The sequence below is a fragment of the Ruegeria sp. C5 genome (assembly GCF_056537605.1).
This window is the reverse complement of sequence record NZ_JBQFRX010000005.1, coordinates 61,141-79,769: the sequence shown is the minus strand read 5'-3', so window position 1 is coordinate 79,769 and position 18,629 is coordinate 61,141. Positions and strand designations below refer to the sequence as shown.

22 protein-coding genes are annotated in these 18,629 nt (G+C 55.2%); 9 read left to right on the top strand and 13 right to left on the bottom strand.

The window, feature by feature from the left end; all coding sequences use genetic code 11:
* Positions 1 to 137 precede the first annotated feature (137 nt).
* The 5 genes from urtE to urtA all read right to left on the bottom strand — a co-directional run bounded on the left by urtE (position 138) and on the right by urtA (position 6,103).
* On the bottom strand, positions 138 to 833 hold the full coding sequence (gene urtE, locus ACR0AW_RS16310) for an urea ABC transporter ATP-binding subunit UrtE (RefSeq protein WP_170733686.1): 696 nt from the start codon (positions 831 to 833) through the stop codon (positions 138 to 140).
* Between the two features lie 3 nt (positions 834 to 836).
* Positions 837 to 1,577: an urea ABC transporter ATP-binding protein UrtD gene (gene urtD, locus ACR0AW_RS16305; protein ID WP_170636293.1), complete on the bottom strand. Its 741-nt coding sequence runs from the start codon at positions 1,575 to 1,577 to the stop codon at positions 837 to 839.
* Positions 1,574 to 2,803: an urea ABC transporter permease subunit UrtC gene (gene urtC, locus ACR0AW_RS16300; protein WP_170733685.1), complete on the bottom strand. Its 1,230-nt coding sequence runs from the start codon at positions 2,801 to 2,803 to the stop codon at positions 1,574 to 1,576. Before urtC ends, urtD begins: the two co-directional genes overlap by 4 nt.
* 3 nt (positions 2,804 to 2,806) lie before the next feature.
* Positions 2,807 to 4,759, bottom strand: a complete 1,953-nt coding sequence (gene urtB / locus ACR0AW_RS16295; protein ID WP_170733684.1) for an urea ABC transporter permease subunit UrtB — start codon at positions 4,757 to 4,759, stop codon at positions 2,807 to 2,809.
* A gap of 63 nt (positions 4,760 to 4,822) precedes the next feature.
* Positions 4,823 to 6,103 (bottom strand): urea ABC transporter substrate-binding protein, encoded by a 1,281-nt coding sequence (urtA, locus tag ACR0AW_RS16290; RefSeq protein ID WP_170392782.1) that lies wholly within the window; start codon positions 6,101 to 6,103, stop codon positions 4,823 to 4,825.
* Positions 6,104 to 6,546: 443 nt separating this feature from the next.
* Between urtA and ACR0AW_RS16285 the strand changes: the two genes are divergently transcribed.
* From ACR0AW_RS16285 to ureG, 9 genes are all read left to right on the top strand, one after another.
* Positions 6,547 to 7,314, top strand: a complete 768-nt coding sequence (locus ACR0AW_RS16285) for an urease accessory protein UreD (RefSeq protein WP_480439375.1) — start codon at positions 6,547 to 6,549, stop codon at positions 7,312 to 7,314.
* Between the two features lies 1 nt (position 7,315).
* Positions 7,316 to 7,618 (top strand): urease subunit gamma, encoded by a 303-nt coding sequence (locus ACR0AW_RS16280; protein WP_170733683.1) that lies wholly within the window; start codon positions 7,316 to 7,318, stop codon positions 7,616 to 7,618.
* 14 nt (positions 7,619 to 7,632) lie between these two features.
* Complete coding sequence (locus ACR0AW_RS16275) at positions 7,633 to 7,794, top strand: peptidase M23 (RefSeq protein WP_170392785.1); 162 nt, start codon at positions 7,633 to 7,635, stop codon at positions 7,792 to 7,794.
* On the top strand, positions 7,791 to 8,096 hold the full coding sequence (locus ACR0AW_RS16270; protein WP_170402578.1) for an urease subunit beta: 306 nt from the start codon (positions 7,791 to 7,793) through the stop codon (positions 8,094 to 8,096). Before ACR0AW_RS16275 ends, ACR0AW_RS16270 begins: the two co-directional genes overlap by 4 nt.
* Positions 8,096 to 9,805 carry an urease subunit alpha gene (gene ureC, locus ACR0AW_RS16265; RefSeq protein WP_170733682.1) on the top strand — a complete coding sequence of 570 codons (1,710 nt, stop codon included), beginning with the start codon at positions 8,096 to 8,098 and terminating at the stop codon, positions 9,803 to 9,805. The genes ACR0AW_RS16270 and ureC overlap by 1 nt, the downstream gene beginning before the upstream one ends.
* Before the next feature lie 121 nt (positions 9,806 to 9,926).
* Entirely contained in the window at positions 9,927 to 10,151 is a 225-nt protein-coding gene (locus ACR0AW_RS16260) for a DUF1127 domain-containing protein (protein WP_170392788.1), read from the top strand.
* A 28-nt stretch (positions 10,152 to 10,179) separates the two neighbouring features.
* Positions 10,180 to 10,632, top strand: coding sequence for an urease accessory protein UreE (gene ureE, locus ACR0AW_RS16255; protein ID WP_170565436.1), 453 nt, complete (start codon positions 10,180 to 10,182; stop codon positions 10,630 to 10,632).
* Positions 10,616 to 11,269, top strand: a complete 654-nt coding sequence (locus tag ACR0AW_RS16250) for an urease accessory UreF family protein (protein ID WP_170733681.1) — start codon at positions 10,616 to 10,618, stop codon at positions 11,267 to 11,269. The genes ureE and ACR0AW_RS16250 overlap by 17 nt, the downstream gene beginning before the upstream one ends.
* Positions 11,266 to 11,895 carry an urease accessory protein UreG gene (ureG, locus tag ACR0AW_RS16245; protein WP_170733680.1) on the top strand — a complete coding sequence of 210 codons (630 nt, stop codon included), beginning with the start codon at positions 11,266 to 11,268 and terminating at the stop codon, positions 11,893 to 11,895. The genes ACR0AW_RS16250 and ureG overlap by 4 nt, the downstream gene beginning before the upstream one ends.
* A 70-nt stretch (positions 11,896 to 11,965) precedes the next feature.
* On the opposite strand, the gene ACR0AW_RS16240 is transcribed toward ureG, so the two are convergent.
* The 8 genes from ACR0AW_RS16240 to ACR0AW_RS16205 form a co-directional block, all read right to left on the bottom strand.
* Positions 11,966 to 13,078, bottom strand: coding sequence for a cytochrome c peroxidase (locus ACR0AW_RS16240; protein WP_170776209.1), 1,113 nt, complete (start codon positions 13,076 to 13,078; stop codon positions 11,966 to 11,968).
* 8 nt (positions 13,079 to 13,086) lie between these two features.
* Positions 13,087 to 13,392, bottom strand: coding sequence for a hypothetical protein (locus tag ACR0AW_RS16235; protein WP_170733678.1), 306 nt, complete (start codon positions 13,390 to 13,392; stop codon positions 13,087 to 13,089).
* 68 nt (positions 13,393 to 13,460) lie between these two features.
* On the bottom strand, positions 13,461 to 14,267 hold the full coding sequence (locus ACR0AW_RS16230; RefSeq protein ID WP_170513215.1) for an amidohydrolase family protein: 807 nt from the start codon (positions 14,265 to 14,267) through the stop codon (positions 13,461 to 13,463).
* A 21-nt stretch (positions 14,268 to 14,288) separates the two neighbouring features.
* Positions 14,289 to 15,155, bottom strand: coding sequence for a dioxygenase family protein (locus ACR0AW_RS16225; protein WP_170392795.1), 867 nt, complete (start codon positions 15,153 to 15,155; stop codon positions 14,289 to 14,291).
* Positions 15,156 to 15,165: 10 nt separating this feature from the next.
* On the bottom strand, positions 15,166 to 16,470 hold the full coding sequence (locus ACR0AW_RS16220; RefSeq protein WP_170565456.1) for a TRAP transporter large permease: 1,305 nt from the start codon (positions 16,468 to 16,470) through the stop codon (positions 15,166 to 15,168).
* Entirely contained in the window at positions 16,467 to 17,018 is a 552-nt protein-coding gene (locus tag ACR0AW_RS16215) for a TRAP transporter small permease subunit (RefSeq protein ID WP_170733677.1), read from the bottom strand. The genes ACR0AW_RS16220 and ACR0AW_RS16215 overlap by 4 nt, the downstream gene beginning before the upstream one ends.
* Positions 17,019 to 17,048: 30 nt before the next feature.
* A complete protein-coding gene (locus ACR0AW_RS16210; protein WP_170392798.1) occupies positions 17,049 to 18,122 on the bottom strand; it encodes a C4-dicarboxylate TRAP transporter substrate-binding protein in 1,074 nt (357 codons plus the stop codon).
* 35 nt (positions 18,123 to 18,157) lie between these two features.
* Entirely contained in the window at positions 18,158 to 18,613 is a 456-nt protein-coding gene (locus tag ACR0AW_RS16205; RefSeq protein WP_170424878.1) for an OsmC family protein, read from the bottom strand.
* Between the last annotated feature and the right edge of the window lie 16 nt (positions 18,614 to 18,629).

The window sequence follows — 18,629 nt, the reverse complement described above, 5'->3', positions numbered from 1 at the left end:
CAAGGCTGGGGCCAGCGAACGACGGTATCTCAAAAGGAAAAACTGTTAGTACTTAACATGTTCGTAGGGTCAAACTATATCCCGAACTAAATCTGGATTTCATCCTTCAATTCCGAAAGCAATTTCAAGTATCAGCACTAGACTGTTACAGCCTGCAGCAACTCATCGCGTGTCACGTCTTCCCTGGTGCCGTTGATTATGACTTCTCCTCGTCGCAACGCGATAAATCTGTCGGCAAGTTCATAGGCAAAGTCAAAGTATTGCTCCACTAGAATGATTGCCATTCCGCTCGTGGTTCTGAGGTGTCGGATGACTTCGCCTATCTGTTGGATGATGTTGGGCTGAATACCTTCGGTCGGCTCGTCCAACAGAAGCAGGCCTGGTCGTGTTATCAATGCCCGTGCGATCGCCAGCTGTTGCTGCTGACCGCCAGAAAGGTCACCTCCGCGACGGTTTTGCATCTGTTTGAGGACCGGGAACATATCAAATATATCACCTGGAATGAAATGTTCGCTGGCAGGCAGACAGACATACCCCGTTTCAAGATTTTCGCGAACTGTGAGCAAAGGAAATATCTCACGACCTTGTGGGACATAGGCCACACCTTTCCACGCCATTTGATGAGCAGGCAGGACGCCCAGAATTTCCCCGTCCAGTTCCAGACTGCCGCCCGATCGCGGATGCGTACCTGATATTGCTTTCATCAGGCTGGTTTTCCCGACACCATTGGTCCCCATCACGCAAGTCACTTCACCTTGTCTGGCTTCCATGGAAATCCCGTTGAGGATTTGCGAATGCCCATAATGCAAAGTCAGATCTGTTAGCTTCAGCATTGTTTAGCGCCCTAGATATACGTCGATGACGTCCTGGTTAGATGTCACGTGTTCAAGACTGCCTTCAGCCAAGGCGGACCCTTCGTGTAGAACCGTGACTTTGCAATTCAGGCGTCGGACAAATTCCATATCGTGTTCCACCACAACAACGGCACGGGTTCTGGCGGCTTGTACTAGCAAGTCGGTTGTGTGTTCGCGCTCCTGCGGTGTCATGCCGGCGGCGGGTTCGTCCACGAGCAAAAGTCGTGGCTCCTGAGCCAGCAGCATGCCAATTTCCAGCCACTGCTTTTGACCGTGGCTCAGTTCACCAGCTTTGCGGCTTAGATTCTGATACAGGCCGATTTCGACAGCCAGATCTTCAACTTTCTGCAAATCGTCAGTGGAGGTTCGATAGAAAAGCACGTGAAGCCAGCCACGTTTGTTCTGAAGCGCCATCAGCAAGTTTTCCTGCACGGTCTGGTCTTCGAAAACCGTGGGTTTCTGAAACTTCCTTCCGATCCCAGCCTGCGCGATCTTTGCCTCGGACAGCCCCAACAAAGATACCGATTTCTCCCCCCAGATGACACGTCCTTCATCGGGCCGGGTTTTACCTGTAATGATGTCCATGAACGTGGTCTTGCCTGCCCCGTTTGGGCCGATCACGGCGCGAAGCTCGGCCTCGCCGATCTGAAACGACAAGTTGTTGATAGCTCGGAAACCATCGAAAGTGACCGAAACGCCGCTAACCTCAAGCAAAGTGCTCATTCGATGGCCTCCTTCTCGCGCAGAGCGCCGTCATCCGGTCCCAGATTTGCCCCATGCCTGTCCGGGTGGCGGCTGTCGGTCCACAAGTCGAACAATCCTCCGATGCCCTGCGGAGCGAACAACGTAACCAACACAAAAGTTACGCCCAGTAGCACCTGCCACCAGTCGACCCATTTGATCGTGTAAAACCCAAGCGGAATATCGGGGGCCTGCCCACCCGTGAACCACGTGCTCAGAAGGCTTACAAAAGCTGCACCAATTACCGCACCATACAAGCGGCCTCGTCCACCGATGGCGACCCAGACGGCCAAATAGATCGAGGCGATGGGGGCCATCTCCTCGGGATTAATGATGCCAGCTTGCGGGTAATAAAGCGCGCCAGCAATGGCTGCGATACAAGCAGTCAGGGTGAAGACAGCCAGCTTGAATACCTCGACTGAATAGCCAAGGAAGCGCACCCGTGCCTCGTTATCGCGAATGCCACGGATGACCGATCCGAACTTGCCTGACACGATCCACGCCGCCAGCATATAGCCCAGACCCAAGGCCAGCGCCGAGGCCCAGAGGAACCAGATCGACACCAAGTCCTGCGAGGCGGTAACACCTGGCAGGTTCTGCAGGCCGGACAAGCCGTTGTTCCCACGCAACCCGCTGTCGTTCTGAAACAGATACAGTGCCAGTGCCAACGTCATCGCCTGTGTCAGGATCGATAGGTATACACCGGTGACACGGCTCCGGAAAGCCAACCATCCGAAGACCAGCGCCAACAGACCCGGGACCAGCACAACCAGGATCAGTTGCAGGGTCAGGCTGTGGGAGAACGCCCAGATCAACGGAAACTCCGACGATCCGACAACGCCAAAGACTTGTGTTCCAATCGCGTCCACCACTTCGGACGACGTCGGTGGAATTTCGGCCTGTGCCAGCGAGTCGACCACGATCAGGCGGGTGCGTTCGTACATCAGCCACATGCCGATCATGTAGCCCCCCAGCCCGAAGAAGGCGAAGTGACCCAGTGACAGGATGCCGGTGAAGCCCCAGACCAGATCCATCGCCACTGCGATCAGGCAAAGGCACAGGGTTTTGCCCAGCGTTTTGACGAAACTGGTCGAGATTACACCGATCCCGAAACCCTCGGACAGGATGGTTACGCTCAGGGTGAACAGGGACAGGATGGCAAGAAAGACCAGCACGGATGGGTTCTTGGCGATAAAGCTGCGTTCCATGGCTCAATCCCCCGCCGCGCGACCCTTGAGGGCGATAATGCCCCGCGGCCGAAACTGGATGAAAATGATGATGAAGATGATCATGTAGGTTTGGGCCGCGAGGGTGTTCGACGGGTTCATCCACTCGATCCCCTTCTGCAAGAAGCCGATCATGCCCGCACCTGCAAGCGCGCCCCAGATGTTACCAACACCACCCACAACCACTGTCATGAAACTTTGCACGATATAGTCGCTGCCCAGATCGGACGTGACCTTGGCGAATAGGCCAATCGCGACCCCGGCGATGCCGGCAATGCCGGAGCCAAGCCCAAAGGTCAGCATATTCACTCGCCCGGGATTAATCCCCATTGACGCCGCCATGCGAGAGTTCTGCGTTACTGCACGCATCTCAAGCCCTAGCCTCGTCCGCTTGATGATGTAGAGGAAAAGTCCCAGAAAAATAAGCGCCAGAACGAAGATCGCAATGCGGATGTAGCTGATTGAAACCACGTCATTCAGCATCCACGAACCATCCAACCAACCTGGAGCAGTCAGCGGGCGCGCCTGCGTGCCAAAGATGTTCTTGGCCAGTTGCTGTAGGGCAATTGAGATGCCGAACGTCGCCAGCAACGTCTCTAACGGGCGAGCGTAAAGCCAGCGGATCACCAACCGCTCCATAGCGACGCCCATCGCGAAGGTGACGGCAAAAGCCATTGGAATAGCAACCATGATCGAAAGCGTATGATCAGGGATAATCTGCTGCACCACGTAGCCGGTATAAGCACCCATCATGATGAACTCGCCATGGGCCATGTTGATCACGCCCATCACGCCGAAGGTGATGGCCAGACCGATGGCGGCGAGGAAATAGATCGACGCCAGTGAGATCGCGTCCAGCGTCAGGTCGAGTGTTTGGCTCAGGCCGACCTTCAGTTCGATCTGTTGCAGGGCTTTCTCTGCTGCTTCAGTGACCTCGGCAGATGGCTCACTGTAGGTTTCGAAGAATACATGCGTGTTAACTGCAGCGTTGACATCCGCCTTCGTGACCAAGGCTGGCACAGTCCCCGCCTCTGCCAGAGAGGTATACGCACGCGCGCGCATTGCATCTGAATTCAGCTGTGCGACGGGAGTACCACCTACACGACCACCTTCTATATTGGCCGCCAGTGCCGATCTGATATCTTCCGCCGAAACACGCGGTGCGGCCAGGTTTCCTGCAACGAGCAAGTCATATGCTTCGTCAGACGTTAAGGCGTCTGAGCCCGCTTCAAGAATAACGGCGACGTTCAGGTCCTGGGGCAATTCGGTAGCGGCTTGGCGGGCAGTGACGAGCAACGGGTTCAGAGCCGCACGAACGTCTACGCCCAGATCGCCGGACATTTCTTTGATCGCCGCCACGCGGGCTGCGGTATCTTCGTCAAAACCAATCGTCAGCAACCGTTCCAGCCGCTGCTTTTGCGCCTTCAACTCTGCTTCGGGTTCATCCCCTATCGAAGCGCGAAGTGGCTCCAAGAGTGCACTTTCGGGATCACGTTGGATGGATTGCAATGCGGCCAGACGTTTTGTGCGATCCGGATCGGTCAATTGAAACTGGACCAGAGCGGTCCCGATCATCGCGCGGATACCGCTGTTGGGCTTCAGCTGCCTAAGCTCGGATTTCTCAAATGTACCGACGACTTCTCCGGTATCGAAGTCGGTCAATTCATACGACCGCCCCTCTCCTTTCTGGCCAGAAAAGAACAGACCGTCCGACTTGCGCATCCACATGTTCTTGGCTGCCCATGTCTCAAGCATCACTTGCGCCTGAGGCAAGCCGCTTGATGCAATCGCATCAATCGCCGGTTTGATCGTCTTGCGCGAGCTTTTGGCGATGATCTCCTGATGCTCTTGCAGGATCGGTTGTAGACCGACCTCTTGAGCGTTGGCAGTCAGGCAGGCGCACAGGATTGCGAGGCCCGCAAGGAAAAGTCGTACCATGTGGTGAAACCCGAATGTCTTTATTTTAGCAAGGCGGGCAAACAAACCCGCCTTGCGTGTCGGTTAGTAGTTCGACAGGGTCTGAACGCAGGTCTTGGTCTCGGTGTTGTACATACCGCAACCCAGCTCTTTCCAATCGGAGACGAGCACAGCCGACTCCGGCAGGAAGTCGGTCCAGGCGTCACCCGGCACGACGTCGGTTTCGCTGATGATATCGAACTGACCGTCTTCCTGAATTTCACCGATCAGAACCGGTTTCGCGAGGTGATGGTTCGGCAGCATCACAGCGGTGCCTCCGGTCAGGTTCGGGAATTCCTGCCCATACATCGCGGCGCGTACAGCATCGACTTCGGTCGAACCGGCCTCGGTCGCGGCGTTTACCCACATGTTGAAGCCGATGTAATGCGCCTCCATCGGGTCATTGGTCACACGTTCATCACCCATGGTGGCTTTCCAGGTGTCCACAAATTCCGCGTTGGCCTCAGTATCCGCCGACTGGAAGTAGTTCCAAGCGGCGAGGTGACCGACGAGGTTGGTGGTGTCCAAACCGGACAGTTCTTCCTCACCGACCGAGAAGGCCACGACCGGAATGTCATCTGCCGAAACACCAGCCGCTGCCAATTCCTTGTAAAAACCAATATTGGCGTCACCATTGATGGTCGAGATCACACCGACTTTTTTACCATCCGCGCCCAGCGCGACCACGTCCGCCACGATCTTGGACCAGTCGGAATGGCCGAAAGGCGTGTAATTGACGAAGATATCTGCTTCCGCGATACCTTTTTGCTTCAGATAGCTTTCCAAGATATTGTTGGTGGTCCTGGGGTAGACATAGTCTGTGCCGAGCAGAGCGAATTTCTCGACCCCCAGTTCCTCCAGGAAATAGTCCGTGGCGGGGATGGCCTGTTGGTTCGGAGCGGCACCGGTATAAAAGACGTTTTTAGAGCTTTCTTCGCCCTCATACTGGACCGGATAGAACAGAAGGCCGTTTAGTTCCTCGATCACTGGCAGAACCGACTTGCGGCTCACCGAAGTCCAATTGCCAAAGATTACATCCACCTCGTGGACGGTTAGCAGCTCACGCGCTTTTTCGGCAAACAGAGGCCAGTCAGAGGCCGGGTCGACCACGACAGCTTCAAGCTGTTTACCCAACAGACCGCCCTTGGCGTTTTGCTGGTCAATCAGCATCAGCATGGTGTCTTTCAACGTCGTTTCCGAGATCGCCATCGTACCGGAAAGCGAATGCAGCACTCCTACCTTGATCGTGTCTTCGGTCGACAAGGCGGCGGTGGCCATGACAGCAAATACTGCCGATCCGGCGAGTGTGGATTTGAGCGATTTCATGTGATCCTCCTGGCGGGGCCGGGAGAGAGGGCTTGCACAAAGGCACACTCTTCTTCTACCTGATCCCCGCAACTGTTGTTGCGTTCCGTGTGGCGGTTGTGTTCGAGGTCCAATTCGCGCAGCCGTCACACACCCCCGGGTCATCTCCGCGGTGGCACCCATACGGTTTCTGCATCGCAGCAAGCTTGGCAACTTACCTTTAACCCAATTCGGAAAATCGGCGCGATCCGCCTATTTTTTCATCCAAGACCGAGGTCGCTGTCTAAAATTTAGCCGCGCGATGTCGAATTAAGCAGATTTCGACACTGTAGATTAGTGTTCCGCCCCTTCAACAGAGAAACAAGTGGCACCAATCAAAGCTCCATAGGTGCCCTATTACACACGTTGCAGCCATATTGCCTACGCACAGTGCTATTCCACCGCGCGCTGCAGGTGCCGTCAGTTTGAGTACCAAGCAATTGGGTGACAGGACGGTGCTGAACAAGTTTCGCCAGTCCGGGTCTTATAAATGTCTGTTCCCCAGAACCAACACACCCGATCTTGACGCGGTTCTTCTTAACACGGCAGGCGGCGTAACCGGAGGCGACTCATTTCGACTTTCCGGTAAGGCAGCAAAAGGAACGGCGCTGACTTTGACAACACAAGCCTGCGAGCGCGCCTACAAGGCCAAGCCGCAAGAATGTGGCCAGATTACCAATCATCTGACTGTTGAGACTGAAGCCCGGCTGAACTGGTTGCCGCAAGAGACTATTCTGTTCAATGGCAGCGCTCTGGAGCGACGCCTGAAAATCGAGATGGCGCCAGATGCCGAGATGCTGATGGTAGAGCCGCTGGTCTTCGGCCGCATTGCGATGGGCGAGACGCTGACCGATATCCGTCTAAACGATCGGATCGAGATACGGTACCAAGGAAAAAAGGTGTTCCTTGACGCGATCCAGTTCTCGGGTGATTGGCACAAACATCTGTCCAAACCGCATATTGCAAACGGCGCGGGTGCGATGGCGTTGATCGTCTTTGTATCGGGGTCAGCCGAAGGTCATCTGAATGCCATTCGTCAGATGCTGCCCGACACCGCAGGTGCGACTATGATCCGCAATAACCTGTTGGTTGCTCGTGTTCTTGCCGAAAACAGCTTTGCCCTCCGTGGCACATTGATGCCGATCTTACGTCGGTTGAACAAAGACACGCTGCCTCGATGCTGGATGCTTTGACATGAACCTGACCCCTCGCGAAAAAGACAAACTGTTGGTCGCCATGGCCGCCGAAGTCGCCCGCAAACGGCTGGACCGCGGCGTCAAACTGAACCACCCCGAGGCGATCGCCCTGATCACCGATGCCGTGGTCGAAGGTGCACGCGATGGGCGTTCAGTTGCTGACATGATGCAAGCCGGGGCCGAGGTGATCACCCGAGAGCAATGCATGGAAGGTGTGCCCGAAATGATCCACGAAGTTCAGATCGAAGCCACCTTTCCAGATGGCACCAAGCTGGTGACCGTCCACCACCCCATTCGCTGAAAAAGGAAACCAATATGACACGCATGCTTTTCCCCGCCCTGATCTTCGCTGGCCCGGCAGCCGCCCATAATGGAACGCATATCCACGCGCACGGCACCGATTATGCGGCGATGGGCGTTGGGCTGGCGGTTGTTGCGCTGGCTGCTGTCGCGCTGATCACAAAGCTGAACAAATGATCCCCGGGGAGCTGTTCCCGGCTGATGGTGAAATTACCCTGAACCCCGACACTGATGCGATCACTTTGATGGTCGCCAATACCGGCGACCGCCCGGTTCAGGTCGGCTCACACTACCATTTCGCCGAAACCAACCCGGCGCTCGACTTTGACCGAACTGCCGCGCGTGGCCTGCGCCTGGACATTGCGCCAGGCACCGCTGTGCGGTTCGAACCGGGGCAGGCCCGCGAAGTTTCGCTGATCCCGATCAGTGGTGCGCGCAGGGTCTACGGCTTCAATCAAAAGGTCATGGGGGCACTCTGATGCCAGCAAAAATCAAGCGCTCAGACTACGCCGCGATGTTCGGTCCCACCACCGGGGATAAGCTGCGGCTGGCCGACACCGATCTTGTGATCGAGGTCGAACGTGATCTGACCAGCTATGGCGAAGAGGTCAAGTTTGGTGGCGGAAAGGTAATCCGCGACGGGATGGGGCAATCTCAGACCACGCGCGCCGAAGGCGCTGTGGATACGGTCATCACCAATGCTCTGATCGTTGATCACTCGGGCATCTACAAGGCCGACGTTGGCCTGAAAGACGGGCGGATCGCCAAGATCGGCAAGGCGGGAAACCCCGATACACAACCCGGTGTCGACATCATCATAGGACCCGGAACCGAGGCCATTGCTGGCGAGGGTCGTATCCTGACGGCAGGTGGGTTCGACAGTCATATCCACTTCATCTGCCCGCAACAGATCGAAGACGCGCTGCATTCCGGCCTGACCACCATGCTGGGCGGTGGCACCGGTCCTGCGCATGGGACATTGGCCACCACTTGCACCCCCGGTCCATGGCATATCGGGCGGATGTTGCAGGCGGCGGATGCTTTCCCGATGAATCTGGCCTTTGCAGGTAAGGGCAACGCTTCGCTGCCTGCCGCGCTCGAAGAACAGGTCAAAGCCGGAGCCTGTGCCCTGAAACTGCACGAGGACTGGGGAACCACCCCGGCCGCCATTGATTGCTGCCTGTCGGTGGCCGACGCGATGGACGTGCAGGTGATGATTCACACCGACACGCTCAATGAATCAGGCTTTGTTGAAAACACCGTGGCGGCCATGAAGGGTCGCACTATCCACGCCTTCCACACCGAAGGCGCAGGCGGAGGCCATGCCCCGGATATCATCAAGATCTGCGGCGAGAACCACGTTCTGCCGTCCTCCACCAATCCCACGCGGCCCTTCACCGTGAACACGGTTGAGGAACATTTGGATATGCTGATGGTCTGTCACCACCTCGACAAATCCATCCCCGAGGACGTGGCCTTTGCCGAAAGCCGCATCCGGCGTGAGACGATCGCAGCCGAAGATATACTGCACGACATGGGCGCATTCAGCATCATCGCGTCTGACAGTCAGGCTATGGGTCGGGTCGGAGAGGTTTTGATCCGCACGTGGCAAACCGCTGACAAGATGAAGAAACAGCGCGGGCGCCTGGCCGAAGAAACCGGTGAGAACGACAACTTTCGCGTCCGTCGCTATATCGCCAAATATACGATCAACCCTGCTATTGCCCATGGGCTCAGCCACGAGATCGGGAGTATCGAGGAAGGCAAACGCGCTGACCTCGTCCTTTGGAACCCGGCCTTTTTCGGCGTGAAGCCCGAGATGGTTCTGCTAGGCGGCACCATAGCTTGCGCGCAAATGGGCGATCCCAACGCGTCGATCCCTACACCGCAGCCGGTTTATAGTCGGCCGATGTTTGGCGCTTACGGACGGTCGGTGGAAAACTCGGCGATCACATTTGTCTCGCAGGCGGCCCATGCGGATGGGATCGGTGATACACTGGGATTGGCAAAGCAAACCGTCGCCGTCCAAAACACACGAGAAATTGGCAAGCAGGATCTTCTGCTGAACAACGCGACACCGCATGTCGAGGTCGACCCGGAAACCTACGAGGTGCGTGCGGATGGCGAATTGCTGACTTGCCAACCCGCCGAAACGCTGCCGATGGCGCAACGATATTTTTTATTCTGATCAAAAAATGTGCTGCGTTGCGGCGCGTGCAAGGCAGCAATGACCAAATACGCACTTCTAAGTGAGGCCAATATGACAGATATAAAAACCCATGGGAGGACCAACGTTTACGAGGGTCCAAATGGCACACTCAGCAACACATACAAACACGCGCTTTTCGCTGGCCGGTTTAATCGTATCCATCGGGTCGTCAATTTACTCGGCCCTGATCAGCGTAGCCGAAGCTCAATCTCGCGTCCGGCAAGTCGAATTCCTGCAATCGCTCAGCGACGAAGAGCTAAAAAACCGCGGTCTGACGCGCGAACGGATCGTGCATCGGGTGTTCTCGGACTCAATCTGGCTCTGACTATTCCCGCTGCAGAGGAGGTGATGGTATGACCGCCCTGCTCTGCACTGCGCGCCAGTATTCGGATCACACGCATGGCGATCCGGCAGACTGTCTCTCGTTGACCTACGACGACCGTTTTTTGCGGCGTAAGGTTCTTACCTGCGAAAGCGGCGAACAGATTCTCATCGATCTCGCGCAAACGACCTCACTGAACCACGGTGGCGCGTTGGTTTTGGACGACGGTCGCGAAGTGGAAATACAGGCAGCGCCGGAAGTGTTGCTGGAGGTAACAGCCCCGGACCTGACACGTATCGCCTGGCATATCGGCAATCGGCACACGCCTTGTCAGATTGAAAAGACTCGCCTGTTGATCCAAGTCGATCACGTCATCCGTGATATGCTTCTTAAAATCGGAGCAAAAGTGCGAGAGGTGAATGAACCATTCACCCCCGAAGGCGGGGCCTATGGCCACGGCAGGACCCATGGCCACACCCACTGACGCCAATATCCTGACGCTGACACAATGGTTGTCCCCTGCCTATCCTGTTGGGGGGTTTGCCTACTCTCACGGGCTTGAAGCTGCGATTGACGGGGGAACTGTCGCGAATTCTCGGGATACTGAAGCCTGGATTTCAGATGTGCTTGAACATGGCTCTGGGTGGAATGATGCTGTGTTCGTTGTGGCGGCCTTCAACGCGCATGACAAAGAAGAACTGATCGACGTCGATATCGCGGCGCGCGCCTTTTGTGCGACATCCGAAAGGCTCATGGAAACCGAGTTGCTGGGACAGGCCTTCGGAAACGTCACTAAAGGTGTCTGGGAATTGGACCTTGGGCAATTCACCTACCCCGTCTCGATTGGACGGGCTGCAAGACTAGAAAACCTTCCTTTGCTGCTGACGACCAAGATGTTTCTGCAAGCATTCGCAAGCAACCTTGTCGCCTGTGCGACGCGCCTTGTACCACTGGGACAGACCGATGCGCAGCGGTTGATCCGCCAGCTGACACCGTTGTGCGCCCAGATTGCTGAAAGGGCAAAAAAGGCGAGCCTGGACGAGTTAAGCTCTACCGCGTTCTTGGGGGACATTGCGGCCATGAAGCACGAAACACAATATTCGAGGATTTTCCGCACATGACCAGTATGAACGGGCCGCTTCGCGTAGGTATTGGAGGCCCAGTAGGAGCCGGAAAAACCACTTTGACCGCCGCCTTGTCTGAAGCGCTGCGCGATGTCTGTTCGGTGGGAGTTATTACTAACGACATATATACGCATGAAGATGCCGAAGCGCTGATGCGCATGCAGGTCCTGCCGCGGGACAGGATCATCGGCGTCGAAACTGGCGGTTGCCCGCATACAGCAATTCGCGAAGACGCCTCGATCAATTTGGCCGCCGTCGCCGAGATGCAGACACGTCATCCGGACCTCGATATTGTTTTGATTGAAAGCGGAGGCGACAATCTATCAGCCACATTCAGCCCGGAACTGGCGGATCTGACCATCTACGTGATCGATGTCGCTGCAGGCGAAGAAATACCCAGGAAAGGCGGGCCGGCGATTACGAAATCAGACATCCTCGTAATCAACAAGACCGACCTTGCACCGCATGTTGGCGCTTCGCTGCAGGTTATGGAACGTGATGCGAAAATGATGCGTAAAGGAAGGCCATTCTTGTTTTCGTCACTTCGTCACAGAAGCGGGGTCGACGCAATTGTGGATCTGCTTGTGAAAGGCGGAGGTTTAAGAATTTCGGAAGCGAATTAGTCCCAGAGACGAAGAGGCTAAGATAGCTCGCCAATTAGCCCATTCCCAAGCCCTTTACACCAGTGCTTTATTAAGAATCCTTGGAGAGCGTGACCAAAAACGCAACTAAGTCTGCAATCTCCTGCTCAGATAAATTCAATTCCGAAAGAATGGCTTCACCGTCGGCGTGCAGCCTTTCAGTATCAATTTTGCTGTAATGCCGTATCACAGATTTCAGATCATCTAAGCTGCCGTTATGCATGTAAGGAGCGGTTTCAGCCACTCCCCGCAGGCTGGGCGTCCGAAAGGTTCCAAAATCAGAATGGCTCCTGCGTACATTTCGCACGGCCCAGGCACCTTTCTTTTCCGGATCGTCGTTCCAGTCGCTGTCCAGTGTGTAGGGGCTTGAGAGTAAATTGTTCAATCCTCCGAACCGACCTTGGTCAACCTCGGTTTCATTCAGAAAATATGGCACACCAGCGTCATGGAACTCGTTGTTGGAAAACCTCGGACCGTTGTGGCAAAATACGCATTTCCCGCGCCCTAAAAAGAGCTGAAGACCTCGCTGAGCTGCTTCGGGGTATTCCTTAGCCGCTGCAATATCTCGGCGCTCCAAAGCATCGCGAAAATCGTCAAATACCGTCCGGTCGGTGGCTAAGGTCTCCAAGTAAGCAGAAAGAGCTTTTGCGGTATTCACCAGAAAAAGTTCAGGGCTTTGATCCTGGAGGTGACCAAATATGGCTTCAAAATCATCAATGTAGGTACTTTCAGAGATAGCTATCTTTAGGCTTTCGGCACTATGCGCCATCTCTTGTTCTTCGATGATCGGATGCAGGCTGGCTGCCCAAAGATTATCGCTTTTGCCGCCCCAACCATACCAGCGCAGCCCGGCAAGGTTTCGCAGTGATGGTGTGTTTCGATTTAACAAATCACGACCGAGTGCCCGCGCCTCCGGCGTCGTAAATGCCTGATCAGGATCATGACAACTTGCACATGAAAATGCACCATCGACTGACAATATCGGATCGTTGAATAATGCCTGTCCGAGCTTGATTGCCGTGGCGTCTTTGGAAAATCTATTGCTTGGATCCGGCTGGAAGGATGGTGGCCACGGCCCAAAGGGCAACGTTTGTTCAATTTCGTCTTCGGTCAACAAGACATCTGCACGTACTGCCCCGCTCAGAAAAATTAGCGCAGCTGTCATCCACAGCTTCATTTCAGCGCAATTTCTGACGTGTAAAAAACCGATTGGCCACTGACGTCGACATCGATTTGCAGCTCCCACAAACCCGGCATGTGAAACAACATATCATCAATTCGGAACACTCCGCCGTCCAATGCAGTAACCTTGGGAGTATAGTTCATACCATGTTGATGAGCGGGCATGATTGCATCCACACGCATTTGGCCCACAGCAGTTTCACTACAAACTGAAACCAACACCGAAAACGGTTGGGCCAACGGAATTTCGTCGACCGCCAGATAAACCTTGGGTGCGTTTTGAACTTCCGAATTCATGCGTTGCCCCGTCGCTTCACAAGCAACCGCCGCGCTGGACCATATAAGAAACCAAGCAGCGCCGTGGGTCATTCTGATGCCAGCAAACGTTCTGCGTTAGCATAGGCAATGTTGTCTGCGATCTGGTCCGGCAGCAAATCCAACCATTCACGCGAAAAATCGGCATGAGGGCCTACGTAGTACCAACGTTCAGGTGCGAACGTATCCGTACCGACCATGAACCTATCGGGATGGGCTTGGAACGCAGCCCTCCAATCCGGGTCGACACGGCCTCGCGAAACCATGTCCGAACGAAATGCCAGATCGGCCCATAGCCCGGGATAGATGTCTAGCGCATCGACCACGCTGGCTGGATCGTCAAACCCAGAATGGGCCCACAATACCCGAGCTTCCGGCCATGTTTCGAAGATCAAGTCAACGGCCTCGCGATCACCATGGTGGTGCAGGATCAGGTTCCGCTCTTTCGCCAGTGCAATCATACGCTGGATGACCGGCGTCTTGATGTCATCTCCGTAAGCGTGAAACTCGCCGATGGCCTCGTAGTTGTTTTTTGCCAGGTTTGTTTCCAGATACTCGATTACAGTTTCATCGTGCATCCAGGTGTTGATCTCACCGCGACGACGATAAGGGCGAAGCGCCGGAACAACGATGTCCGGTGCCACGGCCAACAATAGCTGAGTGCCATTGTCATCCGAGCTGGAAATCAGCGCTTTACGCACGCCTGCATCTCGAAGGATTTCGGCCACCTGTTCAGGCGGAACCAGTTTGACGGCATCGTGGCTGTAGTGAATATGTGCGTCAAAGATCGGTCGCTGTTCTGCGACGGCGGTACTGCAAAATAACGCTGCACTTAAAATGGAGATATGTTTCAGCACCTCAAGCCTCCTCAATATCATTCAGACCCTGGCAAGCGTCACGTCGAAATTCACGTGCAAGAAAGGTTCGGCAATCTTACCAGAAAGCTCCATGCCATCGGGAAATTCTGATGCAGGTCGTTCAACATATGTCATTACCAGATCGTCTCGAACGCCAAAGACAGTATCCTGATCTAAATAGGGATCATTGTCCGGAAAAATCTCCGTCACGAGGGAGCGATACCCGGGGGCTTTGACGATAAAGTGCAAGTGTGAGGGCCTCCATGGATGGCGACCACAAGCGCGCAGAATATCACCGACTGGCCCGTCAGACGGCACGGTGTATTCAACTGGTTTAACCGTGGTGAACGCATATCTGCCATCATCGCCAACTGACATCAGCCCGTGGAAAGAATAGGTGTCCTGTTCTTCATCCTGACTGGCGTAGAGGCCGTTGGGTGCCGTTTGCCAGATATCCAGTTCTGCCCCGGCGATAGGGTTACCTTCGGTATCGCGGATCACGCCCTCTGCAAGTAGAACCGGCCCGCCGTAGTGACGCTTCATATCGCCACCGATTGGCAGCGGGGGGGCGCCCGAGACGTGAAATGGACCTAAAACGGACGAACTGGTCGCATCGGCACTGGAATGCAGCATATCAACCAATGACGACAGGCCCAACACGTCCGAGGCTAGCACGAATTCATGCCTATCCTCGGTTTCCACCGCAGCGCAGCCTTCCAGAAACGCAATCCCGGCCCGCCACTCGTCATGCGTCAGGTTGGTTTCCCGCGCAAAGTCGTGGAGGTGTTTGACCAGGGAGCCCATGATTTCACGCATCCGTGGATCAGTATCTTTGGACAGGTACCCCATGAAGACGTCGGTGATATTGTCTTTGGTGACAGAGCGCATCTTGTCCTCCTTAAATCAGGGCAAGGCTGAGGATCGGGAACTCGATCAGAATGAACAGAACGATCAGCATTACGAACGCAAAGGGAAGTGCGCCCATGAACACGTCCTTAAGTGATATGCGGTCATCGTTAATCGTGGATTTGATAACGAAGCAGGATATACCCAAAGGTGGTGTCAAAAGACCGATTTCAGCCCCAACCACGGTGATAATGCCAAACCAGATCAGCGACATATCAAGCGCTTCGGCCATGGGTAAGAACAGCGGTACTACAATCAGAATGATCGACGCGGTGTCGAGCAATGTTCCCAGAAATAGCATCAACAGAACATAGAGCAGCATTATCGACCAGAAAGATGCGGAATTCCCCGCAAGCAGATCCTGCAGTTGATTGGGTAGCCCGGCCAGTCCCAGCATGCGGCTGTAGATTGAAGCGGCCGTGATCAGGAACAGGATCGCCGCTGTGATGTGACCGGTTTCCAGCAACGCGTCCCAGAATGCGCGTGGAGACATCGACTTGCGGGCAACCGCGATGATTAGCGCAACGAGAGCTCCGGCGGCCCCTGCTTCTACGGCAGTCAACCAACCTGTGTAGATACCACCAAGGACGATGGTAATGATGAACAGTGTCGGCAGTGTTTTGGAAGCTATCTCGCGCCCTGACATCCACTCGGTGTCTTCGACAACGCGGCCACCGACGAATGCAGGGGTGAAACGACCCATAACCCAAATCGCGCCTACATAAGCGATCGCCAGCATGATCCCCGGAATAACCCCCGCAAGGAACATGTCCCCTACAGATTGCTCGGCGACAAAGGAATAGATGATCAGCATCGCCGAGGGCGGGATGATCATCCCCAAAACCGAAGACCCGGCGACCACGCCAACAGCAAAGCGTGGGTTATAAGCCTGCGCCATCATCTGCGGGACCGAGACCTTGGTGAACACGGATGCGGAGGCTATTGACGACCCAGTCACTGCGGCAAAGACGGCGTTGGCTCCAACGGTTGCCATACCGATACCGCCTTTGACCTTGCGAAATCGCATGGTCATGACTTCGTAGATGTCCCTGCCCAACCCGGCTTTTGAGACAATGAGCCCCATGAAAGTAAACAATGGGATTGTTGCAAAGCTGTATTCCATCGCGCTGTCGCCGACCGCCACTTTCAGCAGGTTGAGCGCAAGCGTGAAATTGTCCCGCATCAGCCAGATCGACACGAACGAGACCACGCCCAATGCGATGGGAATGTAAACGCCTGCGTAAATCAGAAAGACGATGGCTATGACCGAGATCAGGCCAATCTCAATCGGCGTCATTCTGTGGCCTCGTCATGTTCAGGGGTGCGAATTAGATGCGGGCGGTCCTGCGCCGTGACAACCTTGAGAAGGAAGATCACGCAGGCAAGCGCAGTACCGCACGCGATGACCAGTTTGACCGGCCACCATGGCAGAGTAAAAAGACCCGGAACTCCGAAGTAGTCCTGTGTCTCCCACATATGCAGGAACTCGGGAAAGGTTACATAAGCAATCAGACCCATGAAGATTGCGGAGATGGCATTGATAATGCGCCTCAGGTTGGCCGTTAGCCCAGGACGGCGGTGGTGTAGCAGGTTCAGAAACCCGTCCGAGCGCGTCAGCCGATCCACTCTGACTACGTCGGCCAGCTGCAAAAAAACGATCATCACGACCGAAAACTGCACCATTTCATAGGTGCCACGCAGAGGTGCCGAAAACAGACCGCGCGCAATGACGTCGACATTCAGAATGACCACCAACGCAAGGACGACAAGCGTACCCAATGCGTTGGCGGCGATAGCAAGCGAATTGGCGACCCGCGACAAGCCAGCGACTGCGGTCTTCAGCATGAAAGGCCCCTTTCGTGGATCGCCAGACTGTTACTCGGCCGTCCAGTCACGCACTCCGGTAAAACCGGCGTCCTGCAGCTTGCCGAGATAAGCGGCCAGTATCGCGTCGCCTTGTTCACCGTTCTCATTCAGCGTGGCTGCCCATTCCTGTGCTACATTTGGCATTGCGTTGGCCCAGGCCGCTCGGTCTTCGTCCGAAACTTCGACAATCGTCCCGCCGGCTTCGGTGTATGCGTCCCTTGAGGCCGCAGCCCGGTCCATAGCGATGCCAGCCACATGATCACGGTAGTCAATTGCGACGGCCTGCAGAACGCCTTTGACTTCATCCGGCAACTTTGCCCAATAGTCAGAATTCACTGTGATCGTCTTGGAGTTCACGGCACCCAAGTCAGCTTTGAGCATGTAAGGAGCTACTTCGGCGATCTTGAAGGTCTTGGCTGCTTCAGGCCACAGCATCGCACAATCAACAAGGCCGGTTTGCAGCATATTGTAGAAATCGGTCAGGCCACCACGAACCCCCGCTGCATCTTTGATACCTTCGAGATATCGGAGGTTCAGTCCCGCCCCTGCCACTTTTCGGCCTTCCAGATCAGAAACAGCCGAGACCGGCTCTGTACAAAAAACCTGATACGTATCGAGTACTACACCGGTCGCCAGATAGACTTGGTTCTGCGCAGCGAACTCATTTTGCATCGCTGGGTATTCGCGCGCGATCTCATCCACGGCTTTGGCTACCGCGCGAGAGTCCGATGACACGAACGGGGTCGACCCCGATATCCCCTGACTGGGCAACTTGGACGAATGGAAGATAGTTGTGACAATGCCGATGTCGCCAAGGCCAAGCTGGATCCCTTCCAGCACGCCCTTCGGCTTTACGATCGAACCGCCATAGTTCTCTTGCCAGTTCATCTTGTAGTTGCCGGAGTCGGCCAGCCGCTTGTCCACTTCTGGAATGAAGAAGTTGGTGAATTCTTTCACCCACAAGGCCCGATCGGGATAGCCATCAATCACGACGGCGGAAATGGTCTCTTCTGCTGCAAGAGGCAACGCCATGGTGCCTGCCAGAGCAAATCCCATTAGGCTGCGTTTAGTCCAGTTTTTCATTTCTCTCCTCCCAGAAAGTCGGGTCCTGTCGATTTTTATTGGTTGGTTTTGACCCAGTTGACGGTCAGGTCCGTGCCTGCCGCTTGAAACAGTTTTGCGATGGCGCAATACTTGGCTGTCTCCTCGCCCACGCGTGTCAGATCCTCCTGACTGGCGGGCGTATCGCACTTCACAGTGAGTTCGATTTCGGGAAACGGAACATCGATCTCCTCTTCCATCAGGACACCGCGCCGATCCAGCCTGCATTTCGCGTCGATTGTCACGGTGCCAAGATCAATTCCCAAGCGGTGCGCATTCTTGTGCCCGATGACATTCGTGCAGGCGATCAGGGCTGCCATTGCGGCTTCAGTCGGAGACGGACCAAGATTTGTTCCGCCTCGTTCGACAGGCTCGTCGATAATCACGTCCAGATCGCGAATTGGGATCTCGGTGCGCGCGTGTGTCGGGCATTGAGCTGTCGTACGGTAGGTCACGACAGGTTTCACTTTCATCGCCACAGCGTCACCT

Coding starts and splice junctions, on each gene's coding strand:
- urtE (WP_170733686.1), bottom strand. CDS start 833: ATGCTGAAGCTAACAGATCTGACTTTGCATTATGGGCATTCGCAAATC.
- urtD (WP_170636293.1), bottom strand. CDS start 1,577: ATGAGCACTTTGCTTGAGGTTAGCGGCGTTTCGGTCACTTTCGATGGT.
- urtC (WP_170733685.1), bottom strand. CDS start 2,803: ATGGAACGCAGCTTTATCGCCAAGAACCCATCCGTGCTGGTCTTTCTT.
- urtB (WP_170733684.1), bottom strand. CDS start 4,759: ATGGTACGACTTTTCCTTGCGGGCCTCGCAATCCTGTGCGCCTGCCTG.
- urtA (WP_170392782.1), bottom strand. CDS start 6,103: ATGAAATCGCTCAAATCCACACTCGCCGGATCGGCAGTATTTGCTGTC.
- ACR0AW_RS16280 (WP_170733683.1), top strand. CDS start 7,316: ATGAACCTGACCCCTCGCGAAAAAGACAAACTGTTGGTCGCCATGGCC.
- ACR0AW_RS16275 (WP_170392785.1), top strand. CDS start 7,633: ATGACACGCATGCTTTTCCCCGCCCTGATCTTCGCTGGCCCGGCAGCC.
- ACR0AW_RS16270 (WP_170402578.1), top strand. CDS start 7,791: ATGATCCCCGGGGAGCTGTTCCCGGCTGATGGTGAAATTACCCTGAAC.
- ureC (WP_170733682.1), top strand. CDS start 8,096: ATGCCAGCAAAAATCAAGCGCTCAGACTACGCCGCGATGTTCGGTCCC.
- ACR0AW_RS16260 (WP_170392788.1), top strand. CDS start 9,927: ATGGCACACTCAGCAACACATACAAACACGCGCTTTTCGCTGGCCGGT.
- ureE (WP_170565436.1), top strand. CDS start 10,180: ATGACCGCCCTGCTCTGCACTGCGCGCCAGTATTCGGATCACACGCAT.
- ACR0AW_RS16250 (WP_170733681.1), top strand. CDS start 10,616: ATGGCCACACCCACTGACGCCAATATCCTGACGCTGACACAATGGTTG.
- ureG (WP_170733680.1), top strand. CDS start 11,266: ATGACCAGTATGAACGGGCCGCTTCGCGTAGGTATTGGAGGCCCAGTA.
- ACR0AW_RS16240 (WP_170776209.1), bottom strand. CDS start 13,078: ATGACAGCTGCGCTAATTTTTCTGAGCGGGGCAGTACGTGCAGATGTC.
- ACR0AW_RS16235 (WP_170733678.1), bottom strand. CDS start 13,392: ATGAATTCGGAAGTTCAAAACGCACCCAAGGTTTATCTGGCGGTCGAC.
- ACR0AW_RS16225 (WP_170392795.1), bottom strand. CDS start 15,155: ATGCGCTCTGTCACCAAAGACAATATCACCGACGTCTTCATGGGGTAC.
- ACR0AW_RS16220 (WP_170565456.1), bottom strand. CDS start 16,470: ATGACGCCGATTGAGATTGGCCTGATCTCGGTCATAGCCATCGTCTTT.
- ACR0AW_RS16215 (WP_170733677.1), bottom strand. CDS start 17,018: ATGCTGAAGACCGCAGTCGCTGGCTTGTCGCGGGTCGCCAATTCGCTT.
- ACR0AW_RS16210 (WP_170392798.1), bottom strand. CDS start 18,122: ATGAAAAACTGGACTAAACGCAGCCTAATGGGATTTGCTCTGGCAGGC.
- ACR0AW_RS16205 (WP_170424878.1), bottom strand. CDS start 18,613: ATGAAAGTGAAACCTGTCGTGACCTACCGTACGACAGCTCAATGCCCG.